Below are 20,787 nucleotides of genomic sequence, written 5' to 3' on the forward strand. Positions count from 1 at the left end.
GGCCGTGCCGCGCGCGAAGGCCGATGCAGATTCGATGACATGCCGGGTTGACAACCGGGCTTGCCGATTCTGCAATGGAACGTATGGATGAGGAGCGGGAACTCGACGACGTACTGAACGAGGTGGGGCCCCGGCTGCGGCGGATCCGTAAAGACCGTGGGGCCACGCTCGGGGATCTGTCGGCGGCCACCGGGATCTCCGTGTCCACGCTGTCCCGGCTGGAGTCGGGACACCGGCGGCCCAGTCTGGAGCTGCTGCTGCCGATCGCCCGGGCCCATCAGGTGCCGCTCGACGATCTGGTGGGCGCGCCGCCGGTGGGGGATCCCCGGGTGCGGGCCAAGCCGATCGTGCGGGGGAGCAAGAGCATGGTGCCGCTCACCCGCCAGCCGGGCGGGCTCCAGGCGTACAAGGTGGTCGATCGAGGCTTTGGCGGGCAGCCCGAGCCGAGGATCCATGAGGGGTACGAGTGGCTGTATGTGCTGGCGGGACGGCTGCGGCTGGTGCTCGCCGAGCATGATGTGGTGCTGGCGGCGGGCGAGGCGGCGGAGTTCGACACGCGGCTGCCGCACTGGTTCGGGCCCGCCGGGGACGCGCCGGTGGAGTATCTGAGCCTGTTCGGTCCGCAGGGCGAGCGGATGCACGTACGGGCGCGACCGAAACAGCCGTGACCGCGCGGTCCCAGCGCTCTCCCGGCCACCCGCGTGGCTGATCCTCGCCCCGATCGCCGTCACCTGTTCCCTCAGTGGCAAGCGACCGCTTAGTATGCCGCTGAGCAAGGGTACGCAGCGGTACCGCCTACAGCGCGTGGAGGCTCCGAATGCAGGCATGGCGAGTGCACGAGAACGGCGAGCCGGGCGAGGTGATGCGCCTCGAAGACGTCGAGCCGCCCACGCCGGGACCGGGGCAGGTCCTGCTCAAGGTGCGTGCCGCGAACATCAACTTCCCGGACGCGCTGCTCTGCCGGGGGCAGTACCAGATCAAGCCCCCGCTGCCCTTCACGCCGGGCGTGGAGATCTGCGGCGAGACCGAGGACGGGCGGCGGGTCATCGCCAACCCCGTGCTGCCGTTCGGCGGGCTCGCCGAGTACGTGGTCGCCGACGCGGCGGCGCTGCTGCCCGCGCCCGACGCGCTGGACGACACCGAGGCCGCCGCCCTGCACATCGGCTACCAGACCGGCATGTTCGGGCTGCACCGCCGGGCGAACCTCCAGGCGGGCGAGACGCTGCTCGTGCACGCCGCCGCCGGGGGCGTCGGCAGCGCGGCCGTCCAGCTCGGCAAGGCTGCCGGGGCCAAGGTCATCGGTGTGGTCGGCGGGGCCGAAAAGGCCGCGATCGCACGGGAGTTGGGGTGTGACCTGGTCATCGACCGGCGAACCGACGACATCGTGGCCGCCGTGAAGGAGGCCACCGGCGGACGCGGCGCCGATGTCATCTACGACCCCGTCGGCGGCGACGCGTACGCCAAGTCCGCCAAGTGCGTGGCCTTCGAGGGCCGGATCCTGGTCGTCGGCTTCGCCAGCGGCACCATCCCGGCGCCCGCCCTCAACCACGCGCTGGTGAAGAACTACTCGATCGTCGGTCTGCACTGGGGCCTGTACGCGCAGAAGGACCCGGCGTCGATCCTGCGCTGCCACGAGCAGCTGACCGAGCTCGCCACCAAGGGCGCCGTCAAGCCGCTGATCAGCGAGCGTGTGCCGATGGCGGACGCTGCCGCCGCCGTGCAGCGGGTCGCCGACGGCACCACCACCGGCCGGGTGGTCGTGGTCCCGGACGGAGCCGGCCGATGAGCGAGCAGTACGACGCCGACGAACTGCGCTCGCGTACACGGGAGTTGCTGGCAGCGCACCCGCCCGCCACCACCGAGACCATCGACTTCCTCAAGGCCCGTTTCGACGCCGGGCTCGCCTGGGTGCACTACCCGGTCGGCCTCGGCGGGCTCGGGGCGCCGCGCTCGCTGCAGAGCGTCGTCGACGCCGAGCTGGCGGCGGCGGGCGCGCCCGACAACGACCCGCGCCGCATCGGGATCGGCCTCGGCATGGCCGCGCCCACGATCCTCAAGTACGGGACGGACGAGCAGAGGCAGCGGTTCCTGCGGCCGCTGTGGGTCGGCGAGGAGGTGTGGTGCCAGCTCTTCAGCGAGCCCGGCGCCGGATCCGACCTGGCCGCGCTGGGCACCCGGGCCGTACGTGAAGGCGACGACTGGATCGTCAACGGGCAGAAGGTGTGGACCTCCAGTGCCCATCTCGCCCGGTGGGCCATCCTGATCGCCCGCACCGACCCCGAGCTGCCCAAGCACCAGGGCATCAGCTACTTCGTCTGCGACATGACCGACCCCGGTGTCGAGGTGCGCCCGCTGCGCCAGATCACCGGCGAGGCCGAGTTCAACGAGGTCTTCCTCACCGATGTCCGCATCCCCGACGCCCATCGTCTCGGCGGGATCGGGGAGGGCTGGAAGGTCGCCCAGACCACGCTGATGAACGAGCGGGTCTCCATCGGCGGCATGCGTCTCCCGCGCGAGGGCGGGATGATCGGGCCGGTCGCGAAGACCTGGCGCGAGCGCCCTGAGCTGCGCACCCACGATCTCCACCAGCGCCTCCTCACCCTCTGGGTCGAGGCCGAGGTCGCCCGGCTCACCGGTGAGCGGCTGCGCCAGCAGTTGGTGGCGGGCCAGCCCGGTCCCGAGGGCTCCGGCATGAAGCTCGCCTTCGCCCGGCTCAACCAGGAGATCAGCGGCCTTGAGGTCGAACTCCTCGGCGGCGAGGGCCTGTTGTACTCGGACTGGACCATGCGCCGCCCCGAGCTCGTCGACTTCACCGGCCGCGACGCCGGATACCGCTATCTGCGCTCGAAGGGCAACTCCATCGAGGGCGGCACCAGCGAGGTACTGCTGAACATCGTCGCCGAGCGCGTCCTGGGGCTGCCCGCCGAGCCGCGCAACGACAAGGACATCGCCTGGAAGGATCTGGCCCGATGAGCGAGAGCGCCCCCGACCTGCTGTACTCCGAGGCCGAGGAAGACCTCCGGGCCGCCGTCCGCTCGCTGCTCGCCGACCGCATGGACACGCCGTCAGCGCTCGCCCGCGCCGAGTCCGACACCCCGTACGACCAGGGGCTGTGGCAGTCACTCGGCGCCGACATGGGGCTCGCCGGGCTTCTGGTGCCGGAGAAGCTGGGCGGCCAGGGCGCCGGACACCGCGAGGCGGCCGTGGTCCTGGAGGAGATCGGCCGGACCGTCGCCCCGGTCCCGTATCTCACCAGCGCGGTCATCGCGACTGAGACGCTGCTCGCCCTGGACACGTCGAGTGGTGAAGTCGCCGGGCTGGTAAAGGAGTTGGCGTCCGGGCGCCGGACCGCCGCGCTCGCCGTGCCGTTCGCGTACGGGCCCGACTCGCTGAGGTTGAGCGGTGGGCTCGACGGAATGGTGTCGGGGGTCGCCGACGCGGCCACCGCCGATGTGCTGCTCGTGCCGACCGGCCAGGGGCTGTACGCCGTCGAGGCACACGATGCGGTCATCGCGCCGCTCGTTCCGCTCGACCTCACCCGGCCGCTGGCCACGGTGACGTTCGACGGTGCGCGCGGCACGCTGCTCGCCGACGCGGAGACGGGACGGGCTGCCGTGCGGCGCGGGCTGCTCGCGGGGGCCGGGCTGCTCGCCTCCGAGCAGTTGGGGGTCGCGGAGTGGTGCCTGACGGAGTCCGTCGCGTACACCCGGGACCGTAAGCAGTTCAACCGGCCCGTCGGCTCCTTCCAGGCGCTGAAGCACCGGATGGCGCAGCTGTGGCTGGAGGTCGTCTCCGCGCGGGCCGCCGCCCGCAACGCCGCCGACGCGCTGGCGACCGGCAGCCCGGACGCGCCGCTCGCCGTGGCGGTGGCGCAGGCGTACTGCTCGGGCGTCGCGGTGCGGGCTGCCGAGGAGTGTGTGCAGCTGCACGGCGGGATCGGGATGACGTGGGAGCACCCCGCGCATCTGTATCTCAAGCGCGCCAAGTCGGCCCAGCTCGCGCTGGGTTCGGCCGGTGAGCACCGGGCGGCCGTCGCCGGGATCGTGGGGCTGCCCGGACCTGCATAACCTGCGACGAGTGTCCCGTTTTTGACCGCCCCTTTGCGGACTGTTTAAAGTGCGAGCTGTTGCGAGCAGTTCGCAATAACAGTTGATCTTCAACAAGGGGTGTGGGGAATGGTCGCCCGTTCGATCCGTGGAGCGAGGCGAGGGGCGGGTGCCGCGGCGCTGGCCACCGTGCTGGCCGTCGCCGTGGCCGCCTGCTCGAATCCCGGTGGCGGCCGGGGGAGCGGCGCCAAGGACTCGGCGGTCGTGGGCATCGCGTACGAGCCCGAGACCCTGAGCCCGCTCCTCGGCTACGGCAAGGACGGCAACTCCAAGATCTTCGACGGGCTGCTCACGCAGGACGCGGAGATGCGGCTGAAGCCCGCGCTCGCCGTCGCGCTGCCCGAGGTGAGCGCCGACCGGCTGACCTACACGTACAAGCTCCGCAAGGGCGTGAAGTTCAGCGACGGGCAGCCGTTCACCGCCAAGGACGTCGTCTACACCTACACGACCCTCCTCGACGCGAAGACCAACAACCCCTCCAAGGGCGAGCTCGACGCCGTCAAGGAGGTCCGTGCCGGCGGCGACGACACGGTGGTCTTCACGCTCAAGTACCCGTACGCGCCGTTCGCGCAGCGCACCGTGCTGCCGATCGTGCCCGAGCATGTCGCGAGCAGGCAGGACGTCAACAGCGGCGCCTTCTCCTCGGCGCCGGTCGGCACCGGCCCGTACACGCTGGTCAAGTGGTCCCGGAACGAGAAGATCACGTTCCAGGCCAACCCCTCGTACTGGGGCGGCGCGCCCAAGGTGAAGAAGTTCACCATGGCGATCGTCAAGGACGACGACGTACGCGCGACCCGGCTGCGCTCCGGCGACCTCGACGGGGCGATCCTGCCGCCCAACCTCGCCGAGGGCTTCGCGAAGGACAAGCACAAGAAGACCCACACCGCGAAGACCTACGACTACCGCAACGTGACCCTGCCGAGCGGCAACAAGGTCACCGGCGACACCGCCGTGCGCCGCGCGCTCGACCTCGCCGTCGACCGCAAGGCCATGGTCGACAAGATCCTGGACGGCGCCGGCAAGCCCGCCTACGGGCCGGTGCCGACCGGCAGCCCCTGGTTCGCCGAGGGCACCGAGCGGCCGTACGACCTGGCGAAGGCGAAGAAGATCCTCGACGACGCGGGCTGGAAGCCCGGCGCCGACGGCATCCGCGAGAAGGACGGCACGCGCGCCGCGTTCCCGCTCTGGTACCTCTCCGGCGACAAGCTCCGTCAGGACCACGCCCTCGCCTACGCCTCGGACGCCAAGAAGGCGGGCATCGCCATCACCACCCAGGCCGGCACCTGGGAGGTCATCGAGCCCAGGATGAAGCAGGACGCGGTCCTCGCGGGCGGCGGCTCGCCCGGCGACCCCGACTTCGACCAGTACGCGCTGCTCAACTCCGCGCTCGCGGGCGACGGCTTCAACAACATGGCGTCCTACGCCAACCCGGCCGTCGACAAGGCGCTCGACGACGGCCGCAAGAGCGGGGACACCGCCGCGCGCAAGCGTGCGTACGACAGCATCCAGCGCGAGCTCGTGAAGAACCCCGGCTACACCTTCCTCACCCACATCGACCACCTCTACGTCGTGAACGACCGCTGGGACGGGCTCTCCACCCAGACCGAGCCGCACGACCACGGCCTCGCCTCCGGCCCGTGGTGGAACGTCGAGACCTGGGCGCCGAAGAAGTGAGCCGCCGCCTCCCCTGGGGGCCGATGGCACGGATGGCGGGGCGGCGGACCCTGTTCGCCGCCCCCGTCCTGCTCGTGGTGACCTTCGGTGTCTTCGCCGTCGCCGCGGCCTCGCCCTTCGACCCGGTCAAGGCCTACGCGGGCACAGCCGGGCTCACCGCCTCGCAGCAGAACCTCGACCAGCTGCGCGCCAACCTCGGCGTCGACCAGCCGCTGGTCACCCGCTGGTGGGACTGGCTGACCGCCGCCCTCACGGGCGACCTCGGCGACTCCAGCGTGCTGCGTCAGCCCGTCGCCGACGTCATCGGCGAACGCCTCGGCTGGTCCGTGCTGCTCGCCGCCACCGCCTTCCTCGTCGCGATCGTCCTCGGCACCGGCCTCGGCGTGCTCGCCGCCCGCCGCTCGGGCGGCTGGCTCGACCGCTGCGTCAGCTCCCTCGCGTACACCCTGGAAGCCGCGCCCGCCTTCTGGCTCGGGCTGCTCGCGATCTGGTTCTTCGCGCTCAAGCTGGACGTGCTGCCCGCCGGAGGGCTGACCGATACGGCGAGCGACACGATCACTTTCGATCAGGTGGCGAGCCACCTCGTCCTGCCCGCCGCCGTCCTCGGCGTCTCCCAACTGCCCTGGTTCTACTTGTACGTACGTCAGGGCGTCGCCGACGCGCTCGAAGAGGACCCCGTGCGCGGGGCACGCGCGCGTGGGCTGAGCGAGCGGACCGTCCTGCTCGGCCACGCCCTGCGCTCCGGGATGCTGCCGATGCTCACCCTCGTCGGTTCGCGGGTGCCCGAACTCATCACCGGCGCGCTGCTGGTCGAGACGGTCTTCAGCTGGCCGGGCATCGCCGCAGCCACCGTTCAGGCCGCGACCTCCGTGGACTTTCCGCTGCTCGCCGCGCTGACCGTGCTCGCCACGGCGGCCGTGCTGATCGGCAACCTGCTCTCCGATCTCCTGTACGGGCTCGCCGATCCGAGGGTGGGATTCGATGGCTGACGTCGCTCACCCCACGGAACCCGTCTGGCGTTCACGCGGACGCACGCGCCGCTCCACCCGGACCCTGCGGATGTGTTCCTCGGCCGTGATCGCCCTTGCGGCGGTGCTCGCCGTGCTGGTGGTGCCGCCGTTGGTGCACCTCGACCAGCAGGCCGTCGACCTCTCGCAGAAACTGCTTCCGCCGTCCTGGGAGCACCCGTTCGGCACCGACGACGTGGGCCGTGACCTGCTGCTTCGCTGTGTGTACGGGCTGCGGATCTCGCTGCTCGTCGGGGTGGTGGCCGCGCTGGTCGCCACCGTCGTCGGCACGGTCGTGGGCGCGGTCGCCGCGGCGCTGGGCGGCTGGACCGACCGGCTGGTGATGCGGCTCGTCGACGTCTTCTCGTCGGTGCCGCATCTGCTCCTCGGCATCTTCGTGGTGGCGATGTTCCGGCCCGGCGTATGGCCGGTGATCGCGTCGGTCGCGGTGACGCACTGGCTCTCCACCGCCCGTATCGTCCGCGCCGAGATCCTCTCGCTGCGCTCGCGCCCCTACATCGACGCGGCGATCTCCGGCGGCGCCTCCCGGCTGCGGGTGACGGTCCGCCATCTGCTCCCGGGCGTGCTGCCGCAGGCCGGGCTGGCGGCGGTGCTGATGGTGCCGCACGCGATGTGGCACGAGTCGGCGCTCTCCTTCCTCGGCCTCGGCCTGCCCAGCCACCAGGCCAGCCTCGGCAACCTCGTCCAGTCGGCGCGCGGCTCGCTGCTCGCGGGCGACTGGTGGCCGACGCTCTTCCCCGGCCTGCTGCTGATCGTGCCCACGCTCGCCGTCGCGGGCTTGGCCGGCGCCTGGCGGGAAAGACTCAACCCGCGCCGCCGATCGGAGCTGACGCTGTGAATGCCGTTCTTTCCGTACGTGGTTTGTACGTGCGCTTCCGGATGCGTGGCGGCCGCCATGTCGCCGCCGTCACCGACGCGTCGTTCGATCTCGCGGCGGGGGAGTGTCTGGCCCTGGTCGGCGAGAGCGGCTGCGGCAAGTCCGTCCTCGCCTCGGCCCTGCTCGGACTGCTCCCGGGCAACGCCGAGACGGCGGGCAGCGCGGTCCTGCACGGCGGCGGCGACCCCATCGACCTGCTCACCGCCGACGAGCGCACGCTCGCGCGTACGGTACGCGGGCGCCGCGTCGCCCTCGTACCCCAGAGCCCGGCCGCCCACCTCACCCCCGTACGGACGGTTCGAGCCCAACTGGCCGAAACCCTGCGGGAGTTGCAGGGCACACCGAGACGTGAGCTGCGCGCCGCCACCGAGGCGGCCGCCGAGCGGGCCGCGTTCCCGCTCGGGCACCTCGACCGCCATCCGCACGAGCTCTCCGGCGGGCTCGCCCAGCGCGCCGCGACCGCCATGGCGCTGATCGGGGACGCGCCGCTGCTGCTCGCCGACGAGCCGACGACCGGGCTCGACCGTGACCTGGTGGAGCGCACGGCCGACGAGCTGCGCCGCTGCGCCGACGACGGCCGGGCGCTGCTGATGATCACCCATGATCTGGCGGCGGCCGAGCGGATCGCCGACCGGGTCGCTGTGATGTACGCCGGGCGCGTCGTCGAACTCGCCGACGCGGCCTCGTATTTCGGTGGGACCGGACCCCGCCACCCGTATGCTCGAAGTCTGCTCGACGCGCTGCCGGAACGGGCGTTCACGCCCATCGCGGGCATGCCGCCCGAGCTGGGCGACCTGCCGGCGGGCTGTGCGTTCGCGCCCCGCTGCGAACGGGCCACCGGTCGGTGCGGCACCCCGCCGCCGTTCGACGGCCGGGTCGCCTGTCACCACCTGGAGGAGCCCGGCCGTGCTTGACCTGAAGAACATCACCGCCGGGTACGAGCGCGGCGAGCCGGTCGTACGGTCGGTCAGCCTCGGCATCGCCCCGGGCGAGGCGGTCGGACTGCTCGGCCCCAGCGGCTGCGGAAAGTCCACGCTGGCCCGGGTCGCGGCGCTGCTGCACCGCCCCGACGGGGGCACGGTGACACTCGACGGCGTGCTCGTCACCGGCTGGCGCCATCGCGCGCCGCGCGAGCTGCGCACGGCCGTGGGGGTCGTCTTCCAGTCGCCCCGCCTCGCCGCCGACCCTCGGCTTCGGCTGCGCGAGATCGTCGCCGAGCCGCTGCGGGCGACCGGCCGCCAGATCGAGGTCCGCGAACGGGTGGACGAGCTGGCGGAGATGGTCGGCCTCGGCGGCGACCTGCTCAACCGCCGCCCCCACGAGGTCAGCGACGGCCAGCTCCAGCGCGCGTGCCTGGCCCGCGCCCTGGTCCTGCGGCCCCGGCTGCTGGTCTGCGACGAGATGACGGCGATGCTGGACGCGTCGACGACGGCGGCGCTGGTGGCGGTGGTCGAGCGCTACCGGACGGTGTCGGGCGCGTCGTTGCTGGCGGTCGGGCATGACCGGGCACTGCTGGACCGGTGGTGCGACCGTACGGCCGGATGGGCTGAGCTGTAACGTCACTTCAGTCACACGAGTGCGCTGCTGTGGTGTGGTGTTTCGGCTGCGGATCGTGCTGGGTTGCTCGCGCAGTTCCCCGCGCCCCTAAAGGGGCGCGGAACAACCGGCCAACTCTGCGAACGGCCCTGCCGATCCGCCCCACCCCGCCCCCATACTCGGTCGAGTCCCGCCGTCCCTCGTCCCATCACCCCCGGGAGAGACCTCATGGCTCGACTGACCCGCCGCAGTGCCGTCGCCGCCCTGGCCGCGGCCGCCGCCGGAGCCGCCATCGCGCCCGCCGCGTCGGCGGCCGAGCGGACCGGCCGCCCCACCGGGCCCAGACCGCTGCGCAGGACCCACGCACACAACGACTACGAGCACCCGCACCCCCTCTTCGACGCCCTCGCGCACGGGTTCACCAGCGTCGAGGCCGACATCTTCCTGGTCGACGGACAGTTGCTGGTGGCCCACGACCCGACCCAGCTCGACCCCACCCGTACGCTCGAAAAGCTCTACCTCGACCCGATGCTCGCCCGCGTCCGGGCCAACCACGGCTCGGTGTATCGCGGTTACCACCACTCCGTACAACTGCTCGTCGACATCAAGGCCGACGGCGCGGCCTGCTACGAGGAGCTGGACCGGCGCCTGCGGCCGTACCGCCGGATGCTCAGCAGCTACGCGCACGGCCGCACCCGCCTCGGGGCCGTCACGCCGGTCATCTCCGGCGACCGGGCCGCCCGCGTGCCCATGGAGGCGCAGAAGTCGCGCCTCGCCTTCTACGACGGACGGCTCGACGACCTCGGCACGGCCGCGACCGCCGACTTCATCCCGCTCATCAGCAGCAACTGGACGGAGAGCTTCAGCTGGGTCGGCGCGGGCCCGTTCCCGCCTGCCGAGCGGCAGAAGCTGCACGCGATCGTGGCGCAGGCCCATGCGCACCGCCAGCGCGTACGGTTCTGGGCGACCCCCGACCTCGCCGGGCCCGAGCGGGACGCCCTGTGGAGCGAACTGCTCGCGGCCGACGTCGACTACATCAACACCGACGACCTCGCGGGCCTGGAAACGTTCCTGCGCGCCCACGGCGAGTAGCCGGTCCGCAGCCGCCTCCCGCGCCTCACGTCACCCGCAGTCAACACCCGTACGGCGGACACGCCATACGCCCGGCCCGTCCACCTCCTCCGCCACACTGGCCGCCGAATGCCGCAATTCCGGCGCGGTGGAGGAGGTTGGCCATGGCCATTTCGATCTCGGTGGTGCTGTTGCTCGTGGTGCTGGCGGTGATCTTTCTGCGCAGCGGCGGCCTCAAGGCGTCGCACGCCATGGTCTGTGTGCTGCTCGGCTTCTTCCTCGCCGGTACGAGCATGGCGCCGACCATCCAGGAGGGCCTGAACGCCACCGCGAGCGTGGTCGGTAGCCTCAGACCGTGACAGCTGCCCGACAGAAGATCACCGCCGAGGCGCGCCGCGCCCGCCTCGGTCCCCGCCATCTGCTCACCCCCGGGACCCGGGCGGACACCCCGGAGGCGGTCGCGGACGCGCTGGTGGCGCTGCACGCCACCGACCCCGCCACGGTCTATCTGTCCGTGGCCGCCCGTATGAGGACCGCGTCCGTCGCGGAGCTGGAGCGCGCTCTGTACGAGGACCACTCGCTGGTACGGATGCTGTGCATGCGCCGCACGATGTTCGTGCTGCCGACGGCGTTCGCCCCGGTGGCGGACGCGGCGGCCGCCCGGTCCGTCGCCGTCCGGGAGCGCAAGAACCTGGCGAAGGTGATCGAGGAGCAACTGGGCCTCGACGGCAAGTGGTTCGCCGCCACCCAGGAGGCCGTGCTGGCGGCGCTTACGGCCCGGGGCGAGGCGACGGCGTCCCAAGTGGCCCACGACGTCCCCGACTTGCAGCGTCAGATCGTCATGGCCGAGGGCAAGCCGTACGAGGCGAGGCCGCGCATCACGAGCCGCTTCCTCGGTGTGCTGGCCGCCGAGGGCCTTATCCGGCGCGGCCGCCCGCTCGGCAGTTGGGCCTCCAGCCAGTTCCGCTGGACGGTCGCCGAGCCGCACCCCGACCTCCCCGTCGACGAGGCCAGGACCGAGCTGGTCGCCCGCTACCTCGACGCGTTCGGACCGGCCACCACCGAGGACGTGAAGTGGTGGACGGGCTGGACGCTGACCGAGACCCGCAAGGCCCTGGCCGGCACCGACGCGGTGGCCGTCGACCTGGACGAGGGCCCCGGCCATGTCCTGCCCCACCAGCTGGACGCGCCGCCCGCGCCCGAGCCCTGGGCCGCGCTGCTCCCCGCCCTCGACCCGACCCCGATGGGCTGGCGCCACCGCGACTGGTACCTCGACACCGACCACAAGGCCGAACTCTTCGACAAGACCGGCAACATCGGCCCCTCGGTGTGGTGGAACGGCCGTATCGTCGGCGGCTGGGCGCAGCGCCCGGACGGTGAGATCGTCACGGAGGTGTTCACGGATGTGGGCGCCGCAGCACGCCGGGCCGTCGACGCCGAGGCCGCCCGGATGGCGGAGTTCTTCGGGGACGTACGCATCCGCCCGAGCTTCCGCACCCCACTGGAGCGGCGGCTCTCGGCGTAGGGCCGATCGGAGGCGTCAGATCAGCCGGGACCGGATCAGGAACCGCACCCCTTCCGGCGCTTCGAGCGAGAACCCGCTGCCGCGTCCCTCCACCACGTCGACGATCAGCCGGGTGTGCTGCCACACCTCCTGCTGGCTCGCCGAGATCCAGAAGGAGACGGGCTCCTCGACCCCGTCGACGTGCAGCGATTCGAGGAGTACATCCGAGCCGCCCGTACGGAACTCGCCGTCCGGGTAGCACATGGGCGCGCTGCCGTCGCAGCAGCCGCCCGACTGATGGAACATCAGCGGACCGTGGACCGCCCGCAGCCGCCGCACCAGCTCGGCGGCCGCGGGCGTCAACTCCACCCGCGCGTGAGTCTCGGACATGGGCACCACGCCCTTCGGTAGGCGAGTACGGGGGGCACGTGACCGCCCAAGTCAGGTAAGCAGGTGGGGGGTTGCGGGGACGTTGCAGTGATGCCCGGGCTCAGGCCGTCGCCGCGCGGCGGGCCAGGATGCCCACCGCCGCGCGGTTGAGGGTGCGGCCGCGTACGTCGAGGGTGACGTCCGCGAAGCCCGCCTCGACGAGTTCGTCGTGGAGTTGTTCGGGGCTGGTGTTCATGGTGTGGCGGTGGTGGACGATCACCAGGACACCGCCGGGGCGCAGCACGCGCTGGAGTTCCTTGTAGGCGGCCTGGCGGTCCCAGAGGGTCACGTTGTTGACGGAGATCGCCGAGTCCACCGACGCGTCGGGCAGGCCGGTGCTGTCCGCGGTTCCCTCGCGCAGGGTGGCATGGCCGGTGGCCAGGTGCAGGGCGCAGCGTTCACGGGCCAGGGCGCGCATGGTGTCGGACGGGTCGACGCCGATCGCCCGGCCGCCGGGGGCGACCGCCTCGGCGGCGAGCGCGAGCCCGACCCCGGGGCCGGGGCCGATCTCCAGGACCTGCTTCCCGGGGGCGAGCTCGGCGTGCTCGACCGCCCACGCCTCCTGTTCCGCGTTGCCGCGCGACATGATGGCGCCTCCGATCAGACCGGGTATGCCCCGCGGCCGGCCGAAGATCGGGTCGAGGATCTGCAGGAGCAGAGAGTTCATCTGGTCGGCGTCCAATCCATGGAGAGCAGACGGGGGAAGAGCTGCGTCGGATGGTCTTTTCCGGACCTAGAGGATCGCTGGAGAGCGGCGCCGTCGCGGTCGAGGAGCCCGCCGACCACCTCTCGCGGCGCACCCCGCGCCTCAGCCGTACGTCCAGCAGAGCTCGACCGGTGGTCGAGGCCGCGCGCTGACGGTGACGGGCACATCGGACGGGCCCATCGACAGAAGGTGCGTTATGAGCGGGTTCACTCTCACCGAATTCCGGAAGATCGTGGAGCTCTGCTTCGACGGGGCGGACGCCGCCGCGCTGGACGAGTCGGTCCTGGAGACGGAGTTCGGCGACCTCGGCTACGACTCCCTCGTCGTGTACGAGATCGCCATGCGGGTGCAGGACGACTACCACGTCACCATCCCGGACGAGGCGCTCGACGAACTGCGGACCCCGGGTTCCCTCATCGCCTACGTAGCCACCCGGATCCCGGCGGACCGGTGATCCCCACGCCTTGCGAGGAGTTGCTCCAGTGAGCCGAAGTGTCGCCATCACCGGCATCGGGGTCGTGGCCCCCGGAGGTATCGGGCGGAAGGCGTTCTGGGATCTGCTGATCTCCGGGCGGTCGGCCAGCCGCACCATCTCGTTCTTCGATCCGACCCGCTTCCGCTCCCAGATGGCGGCAGAAGTGGACTTCGTCCCCGAGCGGTACGGGCTTTCGCCGCGTGAGATCCGGCGGCTGGACCGCGCCGCCCAGTTCGCCGTGGTGAGCGCGCGTGAGTGCCTCGCCGACAGCGGTCTGGAGTTCGCCGCGCTCGACCCCGAGCGCGTCGGTGTCAGCGTGGGCAGCGCCGTCGGGGGCACCACCAGTCTGGAGCGCGAGTATCTGGTGCTCAGCGACAGCGGGCGGCAGTGGGAGGTGGACGGCTCGTATCTCTCGCCGCATCTCTTCGACGCCTTCGTGCCCAGTTCGCTGGCGGCCGAGGTCGCGGCGCTGGTGGGCGCCGAGGGCCCGGCCGCCGTGGTCTCCACCGGCTGCACCTCGGGGCTCGACTCCGTGGGGTACGCGCGCGACCTCATCGCGGAGGGCCGCGCCGATGTGATGCTCGCGGGCGGTACGGACACACCGATCTCGCCCATCGCAGCCGCCTGCTTCGACGCCATCAAGGCGACCTCGCCGCGCAATTCGGACCCGGAGCACGCCTCCCGGCCCTTCGACCGCACCCGGGACGGCTTCGTCCTGGCCGAGGGCGCCGCCATGCTCGTACTGGAGGAGCTGGAACACGCCCGGGCCCGGGGCGCGCACATATACGGCCTGGTCTCCGGCTACGCCTCGCGCTGCAACGCGTACCACATGACCGGGCTCAAGCCGGACGGGCGCGAGATGAGCGAGGCGATCACGGCGGCGCTCACCGAGGCGCGGCTGCCGGGCGACGCGGTGGACTACATCAACGCCCATGGTTCGGGCACCAAGCAGAACGACCGCCATGAGACGGCCGCGTTCAAACGGGCCCTGGGCGAGCACGCCTATCGGACGCCGGTCAGCTCCATCAAGTCGATGGTCGGGCACTCGCTCGGTGCGATCGGCTCGATCGAGATCGCCGCCTGCGCGCTCGCGATGGAGTTCTCGGTGGTGCCGCCGACCGCGAACCTGCACGAGGCGGACCCGGAGTGCGACCTCGACTACGTACCGAACGAGGCGCGCGAGCGGGCGCTCGACACCGTACTGAGTGTCGGCAGCGGGTTCGGCGGATTCCAGAGCGCGATGATCCTCTCGCGGAGCGCGGCATGACGGCGTTGTCCGCGCAGGAGGCGCCTGCGAAGCTCGCCGAGGCCGTCGTCACCGGTATCGGCATCGTCGCCCCCAACGGCCTGGGCACCGAGGCGTGGTGGAGCGCGACGCTGCGCGGCGAGAGCGGCATTCAGGCGGTCCGCGACTACGACGCCTCCCGCTATCCCTCGCCGCTGGCCGGACTCATCACCGGCTTCGACGCGGCCGAGTATCTGCCGGGGCGGCTGCTGCCCCAGACGGACCGCGTCACCCGGCTCGCTCTCGCGGCCGCCGACTGGGCTCTGGAGGACTCGGGCGCGGACCCGTCGGCACTGCCCGAGTACGCCACGGGTGTGGTGACGTCCAACGCCACGGGCGGATTCGCCTTCACCCACCGCGAGATCCGCAAACTGTGGACCCGGGGCCCGCAACACGTCAGCGTCTACGAGTCGTTCGCATGGTTCTACGCCGCCAACACCGGCCAGATCTCGATACGTCACGGGCTGCGCGGCCCCAGCAGCGTCCTCGTCGCCGAACAGGCCGGCGGGCTCGACGCCCTCGGCCACGCCCGCCGCACCCTGCGCAAGGGCTCGGCCCTCGTGGTCTCCGGAGGCGTCGAGTCCGCGCTCGACCCCTGGGGGTTCGTGGCGCACCATTCCAGCGGACGCCTGACGCGCTCCCGCGATCCGCGCCGCGCCTATCTGCCTTTCGACGCGGCCGCCACCGGACACGTGCCCGGCGAGGGCGGCGCGATCCTCGTCGTCGAGGACGCCGCACAGGCCCGCGCCAGAGGCGCCCACCAGGTGTACGGGCGCCTCGCGGGCCACGCTTCCACCTTCGACCCGCGCCCCGGCTCGGGCCGCCCGCCGGGGCTGGCCAGGGCGGCCCGCCTCGCGCTCGACGACGCCGGGCTCGGTCCTGGCGACATCGACGTGGTGTTCGCCGACGCGGCAGGCGTGCCCGCGCTCGACGACGCGGAGGCGGCCGCCATCGAGTCCGTCTTCGGCCCGTACGGCGTTCCCGTCACCGCGCCCAAGACCCTCACCGGGCGGCTCGCGGGCGGCGGCCCGCCGCTGGACGTGGCGGCGGCGCTGCTCGCCGTACGCGACGGGGTGATCCCGCCGACCGCCCACGTCGAGCGGCCCGTCCCCGGCCACCGCCTCGACCTGGTACGGGGCGGACCCCGGGACGCCCGCGTGCGCGCGGCGCTCGTCCTGGCCCGGGGACACGGCGGATTCAACGCGGCCCTGGTGGTCACCGCACCCCAGGACCGGCCCGAGCACCCGGACAACGACCGGCGATCACGAGAGGCGGCCCCCGCATGAGCGACCTGCACCAGCTGACATTCACCGAACTCAAGCGCATCCTCGTCGAATGCGCAGGTGAGGAGGAGCAGTCCGACCTCACCGAGGAAGCCCTCGACGCCCTGTTCACCGACCTCGGATACGACTCGCTCGCCGTCCTGGAGACCGCGGCGGAGGTCGGCCGCCGCTATGGGGCCGACCTGAGCGACGAGGACGTGGCCGGCGCGGACACCCCGCGTGCCTTCCTCCGGCTGGTCAACCAGACCCTGTCCGCCGCGGCCTGAGAGGACGACGACGATGACCACCGTAACTCCCTTGTACGGACCGGCACTTGTCACCGGAGCGACGCGCGGGATCGGCCGCTCCGTGACCCGTACCCTCGCGGAACGCGGCCACCCCGTCTTCCTCTGCGCCCGCGACGAGGCGGCCGTCGCCGCCGAGGTCGACCACCTCACCGAGCGCGGATTCACGGCGGCGGGCGCGGCCTGCGACGTGACCTCGCCCGAGCAGGTACGGGCCTGGGTGAAGCGGGCCGTCGAACGGTTCGGCCCCGTCCAGGTGCTCGTGAACAACGCGGGCCGCAGCGGCGGGGGCACCACCGCCGAGCTCTCCGACGAACTGTGGCACGACGTGATCAACACCAACCTGAACAGCGTCTTCCTGGTGACCCGCGAGGTCCTGACGACCGGAGGACTGAGCGGCCGAGCGGGCGGGCGGGTCATCAACATCGCCTCCACCGGCGGCAAACAGGGCGTCGTGCTCGGCGCCCCCTACTCCGCCTCGAAGCACGGCGTCGTCGGATTCACCAAGGCACTCGGCCTCGAACTCGCCAGGACCGGCGTCACCGTCAACGCGGTGTGCCCCGGATACGTGGAGACCGAGATGGCGGGCGATGTGCGCCGCCACTACGCCGACCTGTGGAACGTCACCGAGGACGACGTACTCGCGCGCTTCGAGGCCAAGATCCCGCTCGGCCGCTACACCGAGCCCGACGAGGTGGCCGCCTTCGTCGGATTCCTGGTCAGCGAACAGGCGGCCGCGATCACCGCACAGGCCCTCAACGTCTGTGGCGGCCTTGGCAACTACTGAGGCTCAGGAGGAGTCGAGCATGTCGATCGAGTCAGCCGTCGAGCCCGCCGGGCTGCGCCGCACGGCCAAACCCCTGCGCAGTGCCGAGCACCGCGCGGAGCTCGCCGCACCCGCGCGCCGCGCTTTCCAACTGGTCGCCGACGTCACCCGCTGGCCGGTGCTGTTCCCGCCCTGCCTCGCGGCCCGCGTCCTGGAATGCGACCGGGACTCCGAACGCATCCGGCTGTGGGCCATCGTCGGTACGGACGTGCGCAGTTGGACGTCACTGCGCCTCCTCGACGAGGAGCGGCTGCGCGTCGACTTCCGCCAGGAGACGCCGAGCCCGCCCGTCGACTGGATGAGCGGCCACTGGCACTTCGAGGAGACGGCCGCGTACCGGTCACGCCTGGTGCTGGGCCACGAGTGGTCGGTGTCGGGGGACCCGGGGGAGGAACGGCGTATCGCCGAGGCCCTGGACCGCAACAGTCGGTCGGAGATCGCGGCCGTTGCCCAATGGGCCGAACTCCCTTACAGCACGGATGAGTTGGTGTTCTCCGTCAGCGACGAGACAGTGATCAACAGCTCGCCGCACGAGGTGTACGACTTCCTGTACCGGGCCGACCTGTGGCCCGAGCGGGTGGCGCATGTCGCGGGGCTCGATCTGGAGGAGACCGCAGACGCGGATGCCGACGGGGCGCTTGTGCAGACCCTCGACATGAAGACCAGGACCGACGACGGTTCGGTGCACGCCACCCAGTCGGTTCGGCTCTGCTTCCCCGACGAGCGCATCGCGTACAAGCAGACGACCGTGCCGCGCGGACTGCGCGGGCACAGTGGGGAGTGGGTGATCACCCCGGTGGCGGACGGCACCCGGGTCACCGCCCGCCACCAGGTGGCGCTCGACCCGGCGGCGGTGGAGGAGGCGTTCGGGCCCGGCACCTCGTTGGCCGAGGCACGGCGGCGGGCCGGGGCGCTCCTGAGCGGCAACAGTATGCGTACGCTCGAAAGCTGCCGCCGTCATACCGAGAGCGGGTCGGCCGTGGCGGGAGGCGGGGCGCGATGACGCAGGCCGTGCTGCCGCAGAGCACGCTGCCGGGGCCCGCCCGGATGCTGGAGGTCGCGGACGGTGTCCACGCGTATATCCAGGAGCCGGGCGGCTGGTGCCTGAACAACGCGGGGGTGCTGCTCGACGGGAACCGAGGACCGGTGGTCGTCGACACGGCGGCGACCGAGGCCCGCGCGCTCGCCCTGCGTGCGGAGATCGGGAAACTCACCGCACGGCCGCCCCGGCTGCTGGTCAACACCCACTTCCACGGTGACCACTGCTTCGGCAACGCGCTGGTCGCCGGCCCGGAGACGACGATCCTCGCGCACGAACTGGCCCGCGTCGAAATGGCCGGTGCCGGGCTCGGGCTCATGGGGCTGTGGCCGGACGTCGAGTGGGGCGGTATCGAACTGCGGCTGCCGGACCAGACGTACGACGGTGGCCGGATGGTCCTCCACCTCGGGACCCGCACGGTCGAGCTGCTGTATGTGGGGCCCGCGCACACCACCAACGACACCGTGGTGTGGCTGCCCGAGGAACGGGTGCTGTTCGCGGGCGATGTGCTGATGCCGGGCTGCACACCGTTCCTGCTCATGGGATCGCTGCACGGGTATTTACGGACCATCGAGCGGCTGCGCGCCCTCGGGCCCCGGGTCATCGTCGGTGGCCATGGGCCGGTCTGTGGTCCGGAGATCCTCGACGAGACGGCCGGGTATCTGCGCTGGCTGCGCCGGACCGCCGAGGAAACCCTCGCCGCCGGACTCGACCCGATCGAAGCGGCACTCGGACTCGGATCCCATCCGTACGTGGAGTGGCAGGACCCCGAGCGCCTGGTGGGGAATCTGCACCGGGCGTATGTGGAGCTGCGCGGCGGGGCCGAGGGTGAAACCCTCGACGCGGTCGGGATCTTCGGCGAAATGGTGGAGTTCAACGGCGGTCGGCTGCCCGCCTGTTACGCGTGATCGAGGAGCTGGTGCCCGGGTGGGCGCGGGCGGCCGAGGTGTTCTCGGACCCGCCCGGCACCGCGCCCCACCCGGCCGAGCTGCGGTTTCTGCCGCCCGGCGCGGTGGAGCGGCGACGCCGGGAGTTCGCCACCGGGCGCGCCTGCGCCCGCCGCGCCCTGGCCGCACTCGGCGCCCCCGCACACGGCCCGCTGCCCCGCGACGCGCGGGGCGCACCCGTGTGGCCGGACGGCACACTCGGCAGCATCACGCACTGCACCGGGTACCGCGCGGCCGTGGCGGCGCGCGCGGGGGAGGCGTTGGCACTCGGCATCGACGCGGAACGGCGGGCCTGGCCGCTCTCGAAACGGGCGACCAACGCCATCACAACGGAGTGGGAAGCCCATCAACTACTCGCGCTGCAAGGGGAGTTGGGGCCTCCCTGGTCGACGCTGTTGTTCAGCGCCAAGGAGGCCGTCTACAAGGCCTGGCACCCCCACGCCCGGCGCCCCTTGTCCTTCCGGGACGCCGAGGTGCGGATCCAGCCCGTCGACGAGGGAGGCGGTGTGCTCGCCGTCCGCCCGACCCGCCTCGCACTTCCGGAGCTGAGTGGTGGCTATCGCTTCGACGACGGGCTGTTGGTGACGGTCGTACACCGGGGGCTCACCCGTCCAGTACGGTCAGCGCCTCCTCGAATGCCGTCAGATCCGCAGGCCCACCGGTCTCCCGTACCGGAGCGAGCAGCGGCACGATGAGGCTCGCGCCTTTGCGTACGGCGGGGTGGTGGCGTGCGGGGGCGCTCAGGCTGCGGTCGGTGCCGGCATCCAGGAGCAGCAGCCCGGGCTCGGTTCCCTCGGTGTCCAGGATCGCCTTGAGAGCGGGCCAGTACCGTACAGGCAGAGCCAGTTGGTCGGCCCAGAAGAACGCGTCGCGGGCCTGCGACGGAGTGACGGGCGTCGCCGTACGGGACGAGATCACCGTGGTGTGCGGTACGCCCGGGCGCAGCCGGGCGAGCTCCCGGCCGAACCGCGCGGCCGCCTCCGCCATCGACGGGCTGTGGAACGCGTGCCCGGAGCGCAGCGCCCGTACCGTACGGCCCATCGCGTGCAGCCGTTTGTGCGCCGCTTCCAGCGGTTCGAGCGGACCGGAGAGGACCGTCTGGCGCGGGCCGTTGAGGGCGGCGACGCTCACGGGCCCCAGGTCGTGGGGGAGTTCGTGCGGCGCTGCGGCGACCGCCAGCATCCCGCCGCGGCAGCTGCCGTGAAGCGCCCGGGAGCGTGCCGCGGTCAACGCACCCAGATCCGCGGCCCGGTAGACCCCGGCGAGGCACGCCGCCGCGAGCTCCCCGACGCTGTGGCCGAGGAGGATATGCGGGGGCCGCACCGCCGCGCCCACCGCACGGCCGAGCGCGTGCCCCACGGCGAGCAGCAGCGGCTGGGCGACCTCGGCCGTGTCCATGTCCGGGTTGGGCGCAGGGCGCAGCCACTGCTCGGCGAGGCGGGTCCCGGCACTCCCCGACGCGGCGAAGAACTCGTCCATGCGCGCGGTGAATTCGGGCTGAGCCCCGTACAACCCAGCAGCCATACGCTCCCGCTGGGCCCCTTGGCCCGGCAACAGCAGCACGATCCTTCGGCTCTCCACAGCGCCTCCTCCCGGCCGGGCCGCAAACGCCCCGCCCGCTGGTCTCGTGGCGCAGACGGTGTCGGCGCGGCCTCGATACGAGGTGGACCGATGCTCAAGCGGAACTCGTTGCCCCCGCCCGACGGTCGGCGCACCC

At 72.1% G+C, this 20,787-nt stretch carries 24 protein-coding genes; 21 read left to right on the forward strand and 3 right to left on the reverse strand.

What is annotated here, in order from left to right; genetic code table 11:
- The first annotated feature begins 74 nt into the window (after positions 1-74).
- From BG418_RS06655 to BG418_RS06710, 12 genes are all read left to right on the forward strand, one after another.
- Positions 75-668 (forward strand): helix-turn-helix domain-containing protein, encoded by a 594-nt coding sequence (locus BG418_RS06655; protein ID WP_188272763.1) that lies wholly within the window; start codon positions 75-77, stop codon positions 666-668.
- Between the two features lie 149 nt (positions 669-817).
- Entirely contained in the window at positions 818-1,786 is a 969-nt protein-coding gene (locus tag BG418_RS06660) for an NADPH:quinone oxidoreductase family protein (RefSeq protein WP_188272764.1), read from the forward strand.
- Positions 1,783-2,973 carry an acyl-CoA dehydrogenase family protein gene (locus tag BG418_RS06665; protein WP_188272765.1) on the forward strand — a complete coding sequence of 397 codons (1,191 nt, stop codon included), beginning with the start codon at positions 1,783-1,785 and terminating at the stop codon, positions 2,971-2,973. The genes BG418_RS06660 and BG418_RS06665 overlap by 4 nt, the downstream gene beginning before the upstream one ends.
- Entirely contained in the window at positions 2,970-4,067 is a 1,098-nt protein-coding gene (locus tag BG418_RS06670) for an acyl-CoA dehydrogenase family protein (RefSeq protein ID WP_188272766.1), read from the forward strand. The genes BG418_RS06665 and BG418_RS06670 overlap by 4 nt, the downstream gene beginning before the upstream one ends.
- Before the next feature lie 108 nt (positions 4,068-4,175).
- Positions 4,176-5,780, forward strand: a complete 1,605-nt coding sequence (locus BG418_RS06675) for an ABC transporter substrate-binding protein (protein ID WP_188272767.1) — start codon at positions 4,176-4,178, stop codon at positions 5,778-5,780.
- 23 nt (positions 5,781-5,803) lie between these two features.
- Positions 5,804-6,769 (forward strand): ABC transporter permease, encoded by a 966-nt coding sequence (locus BG418_RS06680; protein ID WP_188272818.1) that lies wholly within the window; start codon positions 5,804-5,806, stop codon positions 6,767-6,769.
- Positions 6,762-7,646 (forward strand): ABC transporter permease, encoded by an 885-nt coding sequence (locus tag BG418_RS06685; protein WP_188272768.1) that lies wholly within the window; start codon positions 6,762-6,764, stop codon positions 7,644-7,646. Before BG418_RS06680 ends, BG418_RS06685 begins: the two co-directional genes overlap by 8 nt.
- 41 nt (positions 7,647-7,687) lie before the next feature.
- Positions 7,688-8,599, forward strand: coding sequence for an ABC transporter ATP-binding protein (locus tag BG418_RS06690; RefSeq protein ID WP_188272817.1), 912 nt, complete (start codon positions 7,688-7,690; stop codon positions 8,597-8,599).
- A complete protein-coding gene (locus tag BG418_RS06695; RefSeq protein WP_188272769.1) occupies positions 8,592-9,242 on the forward strand; it encodes an ATP-binding cassette domain-containing protein in 651 nt (216 codons plus the stop codon). The genes BG418_RS06690 and BG418_RS06695 overlap by 8 nt, the downstream gene beginning before the upstream one ends.
- A gap of 207 nt (positions 9,243-9,449) precedes the next feature.
- Positions 9,450-10,313: a phosphatidylinositol-specific phospholipase C/glycerophosphodiester phosphodiesterase family protein gene (locus BG418_RS06700; protein ID WP_188272770.1), complete on the forward strand. Its 864-nt coding sequence runs from the start codon at positions 9,450-9,452 to the stop codon at positions 10,311-10,313.
- Between the two features lie 143 nt (positions 10,314-10,456).
- Positions 10,457-10,651 carry a hypothetical protein gene (locus tag BG418_RS06705; protein ID WP_188272771.1) on the forward strand — a complete coding sequence of 65 codons (195 nt, stop codon included), beginning with the start codon at positions 10,457-10,459 and terminating at the stop codon, positions 10,649-10,651.
- Positions 10,648-11,817, forward strand: coding sequence for a winged helix DNA-binding domain-containing protein (locus BG418_RS06710; RefSeq protein WP_188272772.1), 1,170 nt, complete (start codon positions 10,648-10,650; stop codon positions 11,815-11,817). Before BG418_RS06705 ends, BG418_RS06710 begins: the two co-directional genes overlap by 4 nt.
- Before the next feature lie 15 nt (positions 11,818-11,832).
- Here BG418_RS06710 and BG418_RS06715 read toward each other — a convergent pair whose 3' ends face one another.
- Positions 11,833-12,186 carry a DUF779 domain-containing protein gene (locus BG418_RS06715; RefSeq protein WP_188272773.1) on the reverse strand — a complete coding sequence of 118 codons (354 nt, stop codon included), beginning with the start codon at positions 12,184-12,186 and terminating at the stop codon, positions 11,833-11,835.
- A 100-nt stretch (positions 12,187-12,286) separates the two neighbouring features.
- On the reverse strand, positions 12,287-12,892 hold the full coding sequence (locus tag BG418_RS06720; protein ID WP_188272774.1) for a class I SAM-dependent methyltransferase: 606 nt from the start codon (positions 12,890-12,892) through the stop codon (positions 12,287-12,289).
- 50 nt (positions 12,893-12,942) lie between these two features.
- Between BG418_RS06720 and BG418_RS06725 the strand changes: the two genes are divergently transcribed.
- From BG418_RS06725 to BG418_RS06765, 9 genes are read left to right on the forward strand one after another with little or no spacing between them, the layout of a single operon-like run.
- Positions 12,943-13,083: a hypothetical protein gene (locus BG418_RS06725; protein ID WP_188272775.1), complete on the forward strand. Its 141-nt coding sequence runs from the start codon at positions 12,943-12,945 to the stop codon at positions 13,081-13,083.
- Between the two features lie 44 nt (positions 13,084-13,127).
- The gene (locus BG418_RS06730; RefSeq protein ID WP_188272776.1) at positions 13,128-13,385 is read left to right on the forward strand and encodes an acyl carrier protein; all 258 of its coding nucleotides are present in this window, start codon (positions 13,128-13,130) and stop codon (positions 13,383-13,385) included.
- Between the two features lie 28 nt (positions 13,386-13,413).
- Complete coding sequence (locus tag BG418_RS06735) at positions 13,414-14,673, forward strand: beta-ketoacyl-[acyl-carrier-protein] synthase family protein (protein WP_188272777.1); 1,260 nt, start codon at positions 13,414-13,416, stop codon at positions 14,671-14,673.
- Positions 14,670-15,977, forward strand: coding sequence for a ketosynthase chain-length factor (locus BG418_RS06740; RefSeq protein ID WP_188272778.1), 1,308 nt, complete (start codon positions 14,670-14,672; stop codon positions 15,975-15,977). The genes BG418_RS06735 and BG418_RS06740 overlap by 4 nt, the downstream gene beginning before the upstream one ends.
- The gene (locus BG418_RS06745; RefSeq protein WP_188272779.1) at positions 15,974-16,240 is read left to right on the forward strand and encodes an acyl carrier protein; all 267 of its coding nucleotides are present in this window, start codon (positions 15,974-15,976) and stop codon (positions 16,238-16,240) included. The genes BG418_RS06740 and BG418_RS06745 overlap by 4 nt, the downstream gene beginning before the upstream one ends.
- 13 nt (positions 16,241-16,253) lie before the next feature.
- A complete protein-coding gene (locus tag BG418_RS06750) occupies positions 16,254-17,045 on the forward strand; it encodes an SDR family NAD(P)-dependent oxidoreductase (RefSeq protein ID WP_188272780.1) in 792 nt (263 codons plus the stop codon).
- Positions 17,046-17,064: 19 nt separating this feature from the next.
- Positions 17,065-18,087 (forward strand): aromatase/cyclase, encoded by a 1,023-nt coding sequence (locus BG418_RS06755; RefSeq protein ID WP_188272781.1) that lies wholly within the window; start codon positions 17,065-17,067, stop codon positions 18,085-18,087.
- The gene (locus BG418_RS06760) at positions 18,084-19,031 is read left to right on the forward strand and encodes an MBL fold metallo-hydrolase (RefSeq protein ID WP_223184441.1); all 948 of its coding nucleotides are present in this window, start codon (positions 18,084-18,086) and stop codon (positions 19,029-19,031) included. Before BG418_RS06755 ends, BG418_RS06760 begins: the two co-directional genes overlap by 4 nt.
- The gene (locus BG418_RS06765) at positions 19,028-19,765 is read left to right on the forward strand and encodes a 4'-phosphopantetheinyl transferase superfamily protein (RefSeq protein WP_188272782.1); all 738 of its coding nucleotides are present in this window, start codon (positions 19,028-19,030) and stop codon (positions 19,763-19,765) included. Before BG418_RS06760 ends, BG418_RS06765 begins: the two co-directional genes overlap by 4 nt.
- Here BG418_RS06765 and BG418_RS06770 read toward each other — a convergent pair.
- Positions 19,674-20,651, reverse strand: a complete 978-nt coding sequence (locus tag BG418_RS06770) for an acyltransferase domain-containing protein (RefSeq protein ID WP_317453536.1) — start codon at positions 20,649-20,651, stop codon at positions 19,674-19,676. The two genes, BG418_RS06765 and BG418_RS06770, sit on opposite strands and share 92 nt — an antisense overlap.
- Positions 20,652-20,787: the final 136 nt, after the last annotated feature.

This window comes from Streptomyces sp. CBMA152, assembly GCF_014596475.1.
GTDB lineage: Bacteria > Actinomycetota > Actinomycetes > Streptomycetales > Streptomycetaceae > Streptomyces.

Bases quoted from the DNA above. Each gene is read 5' to 3' on its own strand.
- BG418_RS06705 (WP_188272771.1), top strand. From the start codon at position 10,457: ATGGCCATTTCGATCTCGGTGGTGCTGTTGCTCGTGGTGCTGGCGGTG.
- BG418_RS06740 (WP_188272778.1), top strand. From the start codon at position 14,670: ATGACGGCGTTGTCCGCGCAGGAGGCGCCTGCGAAGCTCGCCGAGGCC.
- BG418_RS06670 (WP_188272766.1), top strand. From the start codon at position 2,970: ATGAGCGAGAGCGCCCCCGACCTGCTGTACTCCGAGGCCGAGGAAGAC.
- BG418_RS06665 (WP_188272765.1), top strand. From the start codon at position 1,783: ATGAGCGAGCAGTACGACGCCGACGAACTGCGCTCGCGTACACGGGAG.
- BG418_RS06715 (WP_188272773.1), bottom strand. From the start codon at position 12,186: ATGTCCGAGACTCACGCGCGGGTGGAGTTGACGCCCGCGGCCGCCGAG.
- BG418_RS06680 (WP_188272818.1), top strand. From the start codon at position 5,804: ATGGCACGGATGGCGGGGCGGCGGACCCTGTTCGCCGCCCCCGTCCTG.
- BG418_RS06730 (WP_188272776.1), top strand. From the start codon at position 13,128: ATGAGCGGGTTCACTCTCACCGAATTCCGGAAGATCGTGGAGCTCTGC.
- BG418_RS06690 (WP_188272817.1), top strand. From the start codon at position 7,688: ATGCGTGGCGGCCGCCATGTCGCCGCCGTCACCGACGCGTCGTTCGAT.
- BG418_RS06700 (WP_188272770.1), top strand. From the start codon at position 9,450: ATGGCTCGACTGACCCGCCGCAGTGCCGTCGCCGCCCTGGCCGCGGCC.
- BG418_RS06675 (WP_188272767.1), top strand. From the start codon at position 4,176: ATGGTCGCCCGTTCGATCCGTGGAGCGAGGCGAGGGGCGGGTGCCGCG.
- BG418_RS06745 (WP_188272779.1), top strand. From the start codon at position 15,974: ATGAGCGACCTGCACCAGCTGACATTCACCGAACTCAAGCGCATCCTC.
- BG418_RS06685 (WP_188272768.1), top strand. From the start codon at position 6,762: ATGGCTGACGTCGCTCACCCCACGGAACCCGTCTGGCGTTCACGCGGA.
- BG418_RS06755 (WP_188272781.1), top strand. From the start codon at position 17,065: ATGTCGATCGAGTCAGCCGTCGAGCCCGCCGGGCTGCGCCGCACGGCC.
- BG418_RS06720 (WP_188272774.1), bottom strand. From the start codon at position 12,892: ATGAACTCTCTGCTCCTGCAGATCCTCGACCCGATCTTCGGCCGGCCG.
- BG418_RS06725 (WP_188272775.1), top strand. From the start codon at position 12,943: ATGGTCTTTTCCGGACCTAGAGGATCGCTGGAGAGCGGCGCCGTCGCG.
- BG418_RS06750 (WP_188272780.1), top strand. From the start codon at position 16,254: ATGACCACCGTAACTCCCTTGTACGGACCGGCACTTGTCACCGGAGCG.
- BG418_RS06760 (WP_223184441.1), top strand. From the start codon at position 18,084: ATGACGCAGGCCGTGCTGCCGCAGAGCACGCTGCCGGGGCCCGCCCGG.
- BG418_RS06660 (WP_188272764.1), top strand. From the start codon at position 818: ATGCAGGCATGGCGAGTGCACGAGAACGGCGAGCCGGGCGAGGTGATG.
- BG418_RS06655 (WP_188272763.1), top strand. From the start codon at position 75: ATGGAACGTATGGATGAGGAGCGGGAACTCGACGACGTACTGAACGAG.